The organism is Microcystis sp. LEGE 00066 (genome assembly GCF_015207925.1).
GTDB classification, from domain to species: Bacteria; Cyanobacteriota; Cyanobacteriia; order Cyanobacteriales; family Microcystaceae; genus Microcystis; species Microcystis ichthyoblabe_A.
The window spans coordinates 1-6,973 of sequence record NZ_JADEVX010000201.1; the positions used below are offsets into that span (position 1 = coordinate 1).

Genomic DNA, 6,973 nt, shown 5'->3' on the forward strand with positions numbered 1-6,973 from the left:
TTCCCCCCCATCCCCAACACCATCAATTAGTACAAAAAGGTACAGAATTAATTGCGGAGGAGGAAAACAACTCCGGATCTAAATTGGGACGATTGACGGGAGCAAAATTTAAGACCTATGAGCGCTTAAAAAGGTATGCTCAAGATAGTAAGGATGATCTGTTTGCTCATGAGGATTTATGCAAGGCTCTCGACCAATTGTATCATTATCCCCTTAGACAGTCGGCTCTCGATCGCTTAAATCGTGGTTTAAGAACCGGCATCAGTAACCGACAATTGGCAGACTTACTGGTATCTTTATATAAAGATAACGATCTCTGTATTCTTCACCCACAAGAATCCACCGAAGAACCTCAGATTATTTGTTCCCTGGGTCTATTTCAACCTTCTTAAGTCCCCCTTATCAAGGGGAATTTAGGGGGATCAAACCAATTCAAGTCCCCCTTATCAAGGGGGATTTAGGGGGATCTAACCAATTCAAGTCCCCCTTATCAAGGGGGATTTAGGGGGATCAAACCCAATTCAAGGGGGATTTAGGGGGATATAACCAATTCAAGTCCCCCTTATCAAGGGGGATTTAGGGGGATATAACCAATTCAAGTCCCCCAATTCAAGGGGGATTTAGGGGGATCAAACCCAATTCAAGGGGGATTTAGGGGGATATAACCAATTCAAGTCCCCCAATTCAAGGGGGATTTAGGGGGATCAAACCCAATTCAAGGGGGATTTAGGGGTATCAAACCTCCTGACTCCTAACCCTAACAACAATTTTTGATATTTCCAAGAGGTCTAGTATGTCCCTTAACTTCTCCCGGACTCGCGACTTATTATCTAACTTCCAATTTGGGGAACTGTTTATCGAGGAATTGGGATGGTCTCATCCTCGCGCAAAAAAAACTGTTAGTATCACCGTTGACAACCAAGAATACCCCTGTCAACGAATTGCGGAAGTGTCCGGAGTAGCAGTATTAGAGGTGACAACTACCGATATACCCGATGCGAAACTTCGTCGGGAAATTCACCAGCAAGTTATCGAAAGAATTGCCGAAAATCTGCTAATTTTCGTCGATGGGGGACGGACGCGCAGTTTATGGTACTGGGTAAAAAGAGAGGGAAGTAAAAGTTATATCCGTGACCATCTTTATATAAAAGGACAACCGGGAGATTTATTTCTCGGTAAACTAGCGGAATTAGTCCTCGATATCACCGACTTTGAAGATGGGGAACCCTCCGTGGTGGAGGTGGCCCATCGCTTACAAAAAGGTTTCGATATCGAAAAGATTACCAAGAAATTTTATCAGGAATTTCAGCGAGAGCATTTACAGTTCCTCCCCTTTATCCAAGGAATCGATCGAGAAAGCGATCGAAAATGGTACACTTCCGTTATTCTCAATCGTTTAATGTTCGTCTATTTCCTGCAGCGCAAGGGATTTATCGATAACGACTTCAACTATCTGCAAAACCAATTCCAAGCAAGTCAACGACGGGGGGAAAATTTATTCTATCGTCAGTTTCTGCAAACCCTCTTTTTCCAAGCATTCGCTAAACCGGAATACCAACGAGATGCGACAGTAACTGCATTGGTGGGAAAAGTCAAATATCTTAACGGAGGATTATTTCTCCAACATCCCCTCGAAAATATTTATCAAAACATTTGTATTGATGACCAAGCATTTGAGAATATCCTCGATTTATTCTCCCGTTACTCCTGGAATCTTGACGACACTCCGGGGGGAAGCGATGACGAAATTAACCCGGATGTTTTGGGATATATCTTTGAAAAGTACATCAACCAAAAAGCTTTTGGTGCTTACTATACCCGTCCGGAGATTACCGAATATCTCTGTGATAGGACGATTAATAAATGGATTGTCGAGAGAAGCAATCAACTTTATCCCCGCAAACAATTTGCCAGTATTTCTGAACTACTAATCAATCTCGATTCTCCCCTCTGTCAGCTTCTGATTGAAGATATTCTTCCCCAGCTTTCTATTTTAGACCCTGCCTGTGGTTCCGGTGCTTTTTTAGTGGCTGCGATGAAGACATTAATCGCAATTTATAGCGCGGTAATTGGGACAATTGAACTACGGGGAGACAGTAAATTAAAACAGTGGTTAACAGAGGTAAGAAAATCCCATCCCTCCCTCGGATATTACATCAAAAAAAGAATTATTTCCGATAACCTCTACGGTGTCGATATCATGGAGGAAGCGACGGAAATCGCGAAACTGCGTTTATTTCTCGCTTTAGTTGCTGCCGCACAATCGGTGACAGAATTGGAACCCTTACCGAATATTGATTTTAATATCATGTCGGGAAATTCCCTCATCGGTTTAATTCGCGTGGACGGAAAAAGTTTTAATCTCATGCAAACCCTCACCGAGCAAAATTATCAGACAATTCTCGCGGAAAAAAATCGCAGTATTGAATTATACAAAGAACACGCTTTTCAGTTGGGAGAAGTGCAGGGAACCCCCCAAGAAAACCGTCTCCAGATGTTACGCAATCACATCGAGGATGTCAACCGCGAATCGGTGCAGAAATTAAACCAAATTCTCTTAGATGAGTTTAGCGGTAAGTTGTCAATCAAGTACGAATCCGCACAATTAACGGGAAAAGCAAAGAAACGTTTATTAACTCTCTCTGATATGCAATCCCTGAAACCCTTCCACTGGGGTTATCACTTCGATAAACTGATTACAGAAAAAGGTGGTTTTGATGTGATTATTACCAATCCCCCCTGGGAAGTTTTTAAACCCCAAGCGAAAGAATTTTTCTCTCAGCATAGCGACTTGGTGACTAAAAATAAAATGGACATCAAGACGTTTGAAAAGGAACAGAAAAAACTGTTAACCAATCCCGAAATCGCTCAAGCATGGTTAGAATATCAAAGTGAATACCCCCACGTTAGTCTCTATTTTCGTTCCTCGGAACAATATAAAAATCAAATCTCTATTGTCAATGGTAAAAAGCAAGGGACGGATATTAATCTCTATAAGCTTTTTGTTGAACAATGTTTTAATCTCCTCCATCCCCGGGGTTACTGTGGAATTATTATTCCCAGTGGAATTTATACCGATTTAGGGTCTAAACAACTGCGAGAAATGTTATTTTCTCATTGTCAGTTAGGGACTCTATTCGGTTTATCCAATGAAAGATTTATTTTTGAAGGAGTTCACCACAGTTTCAAATTCTGTTTATTGGATTTTGCTAAAGGTAAAAACACCGATGTTTTTAATGCTGTTTTTCGCATTAATCCTAGAGAGGCAATTAGTAAGAATGAATTAGAAACATTTTTGTATAATAAAGATGAACAAGTGCAAATTTCCACTAACTTAATCCGCAAACTCTCCCCCGATTCCCTCTCGGTGATGGAATTTAAACAAGATATAGATATTCATATCGCAGAAAAAATGTCTCGTTTTCCTCTGCTAGGAGAAACCCTTCCCGATACATGGAATCTCAAGTTAACATCAGAATTTCACATGACTAATGATAGTCATTTATTTAAAACTGAACCCACACAGGGAAGATTACCCCTCTACGAAGGAAAAATGATTCATCAATTCACCCATCGGTATGCTTTACCGAAATACTGGTTAGATGAAAAGGAAGCAAGACAAGCTTTATTAAAACGCGGTGAAGTCGATAAAGGTCAAATCTTAGACTATCAAACCTATCGTTTAGGATTTCGGTCAATTTCATCAAGTACAAACGAACGCTCTTTAATTTCTAGTCTGATACCTAAATCAGTTTTTTGCGGAAATTCGTTATCTATTAGTGAGTACGAACAAAATAATTTTCAAGAAAATGAGGCATTCAAATTTTTCATCGTTACCATTTTAAACAGCTTTTTAATTGATTGGATGCTCAGACAAAAAGTTAGTCAAAATCTGAATTTTTTCTACATATATCAACTACCTATCCCCCGATTAAAAGAGGGAGATAAATACTTTCAGGAGATAGTAGAAAATGCCGCAAAATTGATTTGTACCACAGAAGAATTTGAGCAATTAGCGAAAGAAGTGGGGATAGGTTCCCATAAAAATGGAGTCACAGAAGAAGGAGCAAGAATGGCAATTAGAGCGAAATTAGATGCAATAGTCGCCCACTTGTATGAGTTAAACCTAACAGAATTTCAACATATATTAACTACCTTTCCCCTCGTCCCCGAAAGCGTCAAAACTGCCACCCTCAAAGCTTACCAAACCCTCTAAGGGAATTAGGAATTAGGAATTATGAATTATGAATTGGGAAGTAGGGAAATTGAACTAAAACCCCATAAACCCCCAACCTACATTACTGAACGAGTACGGAGGGAGTCGAACCCCCGACACCCAGGACCGGAACCTGGTGCTCTATCCTCTGAGCTACGTACCCAAGATAAAATACCATTACATTATACCACTAGCCGGCGCAGTAGAGCAGAAATTTCCTATGACTAGCGATCGCTCTTTAAAACTACTTATCAGCAACGATGACGGCATTTCCGCGCTAGGAGTCCGCACCCTTGCCAACACCCTCGCTACTGCGGGTTATCAAGTGACCGTAGTTTGTCCCGACGGCGAGCGCTCTGCCACCGGTCATGGCTTAACCTTACACCATCCCATCCGGGCCGAACAGGTGGAAGGAATTTTTCATCCCGATGTGATTGCCTGGTCCTGCTCGGGAACTCCCGCCGATTCGGTAAAATTTGCCCTTAGTGCCGTCCTCAAAGAGCCTCCCGATTTGGTTTTAGCTGGCATTAACCACGGATCTAATCTCGGTACTGATATCCTCTATTCTGGCACGGTTTCCGCCGCCCTGGAGGGCTTAATCGAAGGTATTCCCAGTATTGCTGTTAGTCTGGCTAGTTTTAAAGCCTGTGATTTCCAACCAGCTGCAGATTTTGCCCTCACTTTAGTCAGGAAAGTTACCCTTAACCCTTTTCCTGTTCCCACTTTACTCAATGTCAACGTCCCTCCGGTTAGTAGTGCCGAAATCAAGGGAGTGAAAATCACTAGGCAGGGATTGCGACGCTACGAGGAAACCTTCGAGAAAAGACTGGACCCCAGGGGTAAAAGTTATTACTGGTTAATTGGGGAAGTGGTGGAAGATATCGAACAACCGGACTACAGCCATTTACCCCCGCAAGTGCCTACGGATGTACGCGCTATTGGCGAGAATTTTATCACCATCACGCCCCTACAATACAATTTAACTGATGTACAGGGTTTTCAACATTTGCACCGGAATTCTTGGCTTGATTGAGGAGCATCTCATGATATTCTGATTCAATCAGTAGCGTTTGAGAGCCTATGTCCCCTCAATTTAATTTTCAAGAAAACGAACTCGAAGAAGCGGATGTCATAACCCTCTGGGATGAGCAAGGTCGATCGCTAGACTGTTATATTGAGAATGCCTATGAAACCGATGACCTTACCTATATGCTTCTTGTCCCCGTGGATACCCCGGTGATGATTCTAGCTTGGGACGAGGAATCGGAGGAAGAAGAATCTGATGCCTTCTTAATCGAAGATAGTGAGGAAATTGAGCGGATTTTCGCCGATGCTAAGGCAGTTTTAGCAGAATTAGACCTATTGCTTAAACCCACTGCTCACACCTTGACTGTTAGTGGTGAATTACCGCCCCTAGAAGAAGATAATGTTCTCAGTTTAGAAATCGATAGCGATGAACCTTCCTCGTCATCAGAGCCGGAAGAATTGCAATTTCTCGCCAGTTTCTTTTCCGAAGACCAAAAATACTCGATTTACAGTCCCCTTGCTCCTTTGTTATTCTTAGCTGTCGGTGATGGGGAAGGGAAAGTTGAATTAGTTTCCCCCGATGATGACGGTATGGGACCGATTCTAGAGGAACTTTTGTTTGATGAACTCGATTAATCAGATGATTTTACCAAATCCGCTGACCAAAATTGTTGATAAATCTAGTCACAGTATATCTTTCGGGATTTCATCATCATCGTGATTAAAACGGATTTGGTATTTTTTCTTTAAATTAGGGTGTTTCTCATAAAGATGGAGTATAACCTAATTGGGTATTAACGACCGGATCCTGTCTCCCCAAAATAAAAACCTCATACCTCACCATTAAGATAACTGCTATATCACCACAACTAGGGGAATTCCTTAAAGATTAGCTATTTTTCTGGTGATAGTGAGGATGAAAGGTTTCCAAGCAAGACTGATTAAATAACCCAATCCTGCCACTAAAATAATTGTCGCCCCCGAGGTGAGATTTAAACTATAGGATAACCATAAACCAACCAAAGTAAAGACAATTCCTAAAATAATCGCTAGGATCATCATTCCCTTCATATTTTTAACAAATTGTCCACTGATAGCGGCGGGAATAGTTAACAAAGCAATTACCATAATTAATCCTACCACCTGCATTACTGCCACAATAGTTAAAGCGGTTATTCCCATTAAACCTAAATAAATTACCTCCACGGGAATATTGCGAATAATCGCAAAGGTTTCATCAAAAGATATGGCTAACAACTCCTTATAAAAGATACTAACTAAGGCTATAATTAATATATCTATGCCCGCCATTATCCATAAATCATCCCTCGGTACAGTTAAAATACTACCAAAAAGATAACTCATCAAATCAGCTTTATAACCTGGGGTTAAATCAATAAAAATTACCCCAATCGCCATACCAATCGCCCACATCACCCCGATTAAAGTATCAGCTCTCTCCCGGATGCGACGCTGTAAAAACCCCATGCCTAAAGCCGAAAAAAAGGTAAAAAATATCGCCCCCACCAAAGGATTAATCCCGAAAAAATAACCGATTCCTATCCCTCCATAGGCAGCGTGAGCGATTCCCCCACTGATAAAAACCACGCGATTAACTACTACCAAAGTACCCACAATCCCACAGGCAATACTAACTAATATTCCTGCGGCAATCGCATGGCGCATAAAATCAAATTGTAAGGCCTCTAGCATAGGGTGTGGGGTGTGGGG

The 6,973-nt window shown here is 41.5% G+C and carries 4 protein-coding genes, 1 tRNA gene and 1 pseudogene; 4 read left to right on the plus strand and 2 right to left on the minus strand.

What is annotated here, in order from left to right:
• Both IQ224_RS19950 and IQ224_RS19955 read left to right on the plus strand, forming a co-directional pair.
• A pseudogene (locus tag IQ224_RS19950) lies at positions 1-392 on the plus strand (NgoFVII family restriction endonuclease); the annotation flags it as partial.
• A 401-nt stretch (positions 393-793) separates the two neighbouring features.
• Positions 794-4,216 (plus strand): DNA methyltransferase, encoded by a 3,423-nt coding sequence (locus IQ224_RS19955; protein WP_194033402.1) that lies wholly within the window; start codon positions 794-796, stop codon positions 4,214-4,216.
• Between the two features lie 90 nt (positions 4,217-4,306).
• On the opposite strand, the gene IQ224_RS19960 is transcribed toward IQ224_RS19955, so the two are convergent.
• Positions 4,307-4,379, minus strand: a tRNA-Arg gene (locus IQ224_RS19960).
• A 57-nt stretch (positions 4,380-4,436) separates the two neighbouring features.
• Here IQ224_RS19960 and surE point away from each other — a divergent pair.
• Together surE and IQ224_RS19970 are read left to right on the plus strand one after the other, a co-directional pair.
• Complete coding sequence (gene surE, locus IQ224_RS19965) at positions 4,437-5,249, plus strand: 5'/3'-nucleotidase SurE (protein WP_194033403.1); 813 nt, start codon at positions 4,437-4,439, stop codon at positions 5,247-5,249.
• A 47-nt stretch (positions 5,250-5,296) separates the two neighbouring features.
• Positions 5,297-5,878 (plus strand): DUF3727 domain-containing protein, encoded by a 582-nt coding sequence (locus IQ224_RS19970; RefSeq protein WP_002792790.1) that lies wholly within the window; start codon positions 5,297-5,299, stop codon positions 5,876-5,878.
• 246 nt (positions 5,879-6,124) lie between these two features.
• On the opposite strand, the gene IQ224_RS19975 is transcribed toward IQ224_RS19970, so the two are convergent.
• On the minus strand, positions 6,125-6,955 hold the full coding sequence (locus IQ224_RS19975; RefSeq protein WP_194033404.1) for a metal ABC transporter permease: 831 nt from the start codon (positions 6,953-6,955) through the stop codon (positions 6,125-6,127).
• Positions 6,956-6,973: the final 18 nt, after the last annotated feature.

What these genes read in the sequence shown, in the direction of transcription:
- IQ224_RS19975 (WP_194033404.1), bottom strand. Translation starts at nt 6,955, where the DNA reads ATGCTAGAGGCCTTACAATTTGATTTTATGCGCCATGCGATTGCCGCA.
- IQ224_RS19955 (WP_194033402.1), top strand. Translation starts at nt 794, where the DNA reads ATGTCCCTTAACTTCTCCCGGACTCGCGACTTATTATCTAACTTCCAA.
- surE (WP_194033403.1), top strand. Translation starts at nt 4,437, where the DNA reads ATGACTAGCGATCGCTCTTTAAAACTACTTATCAGCAACGATGACGGC.
- IQ224_RS19970 (WP_002792790.1), top strand. Translation starts at nt 5,297, where the DNA reads ATGTCCCCTCAATTTAATTTTCAAGAAAACGAACTCGAAGAAGCGGAT.